Annotated in this window: 2 protein-coding genes; one reads left to right on the top strand and one right to left on the bottom strand. The window is 70.4% G+C overall.

What is annotated here, in order from left to right; all coding sequences use genetic code 11:
- Positions 1-473 (bottom strand): lipoyl(octanoyl) transferase LipB (lipB, locus tag VGH85_05375; GenBank protein ID HEY2173226.1); only part of this gene is annotated, 473 nt, incomplete at its 3' end.
- Positions 474-616: 143 nt separating this feature from the next.
- Between lipB and VGH85_05370 the strand changes: the two genes are divergently transcribed.
- Complete coding sequence (locus tag VGH85_05370) at positions 617-2752, top strand: MMPL family transporter (protein HEY2173225.1); 2136 nt, start codon at positions 617-619, stop codon at positions 2750-2752.
- Positions 2753-2832: the final 80 nt, after the last annotated feature.

Raw genomic sequence — 2832 nt, 5'->3', positions numbered from 1 at the left:
GTGAGGTCGGGGTCGCAGTTGAGTGCGAAGCCGTGCATCGTCACGCACTTGCTGACCCGTACGCCGATCGCGGCGACCTTGCGATCCGGGCCGCGGTCGTCGGCGGTGACCCACACGCCGGTGCGGCCGTCGACCCGGGTGGTGGCGAGACCGAGTTCGGCGCAGGCATCGATGAGGACCGCCTCGATCCGGCGCACGTAGGCGACCACATCGATCGGGCGGGGAAGGGCCAGGATCGGGTAGCCGACGAGCTGTCCCGGTCCGTGCCAGGTGATCTTGCCGCCGCGGTCGACGTCGATCACCGGGGCGCCGTCGGTCGGCCGCTCCCAGGGCTCGGTACGCCGTCCGGCCGTGTAGACCGGCGGGTGCTCGAGCAGCAGGACGGTGTCCGGCCCGGTGCCGGCGACGCGGGCCGCGTGCAGCTCCCGCTGGTGCGCCCAAGCCTCTTCGTAGGAGACCTTTCCGGCGCTGATCACCGTCAGTTCACTCACCCGACCGACAGTACGCCGACCACCCTGCGGCGGCCGCAGGCTCCCGACGGACGGGTGTCCGGACCGACCGGTACCTTGACATTCACGCGGGATTTGACGTTGTCACCGACGGGGGGATCCGCCAGATGTCCGTGCTCAAACGGCTTGCGACGATGCCGGCCGGGCGTCGTACCAAATGGGTGCTGCTGGTCGTGTGGATCGCGATCGCGGTCGTCGCCGGGCCGCTCGCCGCCAAGCTCAACGGCATCGAGAAGAACGACGCCGCGGCATACCTGCCGAGCAGCGCCCAGTCGACCCGCGCGCTCGACCTGCAGAAGAAGTTCCAGGCCGAGGACACCCTGCTGGCGATCGTGATCTACCAGCGGTCCGACGGCGTCACGCCGGCCGACGTCGCGCGCGCCAAGGCCAACCTCGCCACGATCCTGCAGCAGGGCTACATCGACCGGTCCGCGGCGGCCGCACCCGGCGGCAACCGCGCTTTCTACGGCCCTATCCCGTCCCGGGACCACAAGGCGCTCGAGCTGATCGTGCCGGTGAAGGCGGCCAACGGGCTGCCGCTGGACAAGTACGTCGACAAGCTGCGGTCGATCACCCGGGGCAGCGGCGGATTGCAGGTCCACGTCGCCGGGCCGGCCGGCTCGCAGGCCGACAGTCTCAAGGCCTTCCTCGGCATCGACACGACGCTGCTGCTCTTCGCGGGCATCGTCGTCATCGTCATCCTGCTGATCGTCTACCGCAGCCCGGTGCTGTGGCTGGTGCCGGTGATCTCCGCCGCGTTGTCGGTGGTGCTCGCGCAGGCGGTCAACTACCTGCTCGCCAAAAACGCCGGCCTCACCGTCAACGGGCAGAGCGCCGGCATCCTCTCCGTGCTGGTCTTCGGCGCCGGCACCGACTACGCCCTCCTCGTCGTCTCCCGCTACCGCGAGGAACTGCACAACCACGAGGACAAGCACGAGGCGATGGCGTTCGCCCTGAGGCGTACGTCGCCGGCCGTCGTCGCCTCCGCGGGCACGGTCATCATCAGCCTGCTCTGCCTGCTGGTCTCCGAGCTCAACTCCAACCGCGGGCTCGGCGTCGTCTGCGCGGTCGGCATCGCCTGCGCCTTCCTCGCCATGTCGACGTTCCTGCCGGCCCTGCTCGTCATCGGCGGCCGGCGCATCTTCTGGCCACTGGTCCCGCGTTACGGCGTACCCAGCCATCAGGACACCGGAGTCTGGAGCAGGGTCGGCCGCACGGTGGGCAGCCGGCCGCGGGTGATCTGGGTCGGTACGGCGCTCGCGCTCGGTGTGCTGTGCATCGGGCTGGCCTCGCTCGACACCGGCGGGTTGAGCAACGCCGGACAGTTCCGCAGCACGCCGGACTCGGTCGCGGGCGCGCGGGTCATCGACGCGCACTACCCGGCCGGCGGCGGCAACCCGATCGTCGTGATCGGGCGCACCGCCGGAGCCGCGGGCCTGCCGGCCGCCATCAGGTCGACCGACGGTGTCGCCGCGGTCTCGCCGTCGCGCCAGGTGCGCGGCTACACCGAGATCCAGGCGACCTTGTCCGGTGCGCCGGACAGCCAGTCGGCGTTCGACACGATCCGGCGGTTGCGGGCCGCGGTGGGAAAGGTGCCGGGCGCCGACGCGGTCGTGGGCGGCACGACCGCGATCAACCTCGACGTGGAGGATTCTGCGCGCCACGACCGTGATCTGGTGATCCCGATCGTGCTCGGCGTCGTGTTCGTCGTCCTCTGCCTGCTGCTGCGTGCGGTGGTCGCGCCGCTGCTGCTGATGGCGACCGTGGTGCTGTCCTTCGCGTCCGCGCTGGGCATCGCCGGCTTCTTCTTCGCCCACGTCTTCCACTTCGACGGTGCGGATGCCGGGTTCCCGTTATTCGTCTTCATTTTCCTCGTGGCACTCGGGATCGACTACAACATCTTCCTGATGACGCGGGTGCGCGAGGAGACACTCACTCGCGGCACCAGACGCGGGACGATCCGTGGGCTCACCGTGACTGGCGGAGTGATCACCTCGGCCGGCGTGGTGCTCGCGGCCACGTTCTCGGTGCTGGCCGTGCTCCCGCTGGTGCAGCTGATCGAGGTGGGGTTCGCGGTCGCTGTCGGCGTGCTGCTCGACACGTTCGTCGTGCGCTCGGTGCTGGTGCCGGCGCTGGCCATCGACATCGGCCGGCTGATCTGGTGGCCGAGCCACCTGTCGCGCGCCGACGTCGACGCGAAGGCCGAGCGGGCCACCGACGTCGAAGCCGCCCCGGTGCGCTAGTTGTCGGCCAGTCGCCGGGTGGGGAGGCGCGTCTCGACGGCGGCGCCGTCCGGCCCGCGCCGTACCTCGTAGGCGAAGGC

This window comes from Mycobacteriales bacterium (assembly GCA_036497565.1).
Classification (GTDB): Bacteria; Actinomycetota; Actinomycetes; order Mycobacteriales; family QHCD01; genus DASXJE01.
Note: the sequence above shows the minus strand (reverse complement) of the source record. Positions and strands in the feature narration are given on the sequence as shown.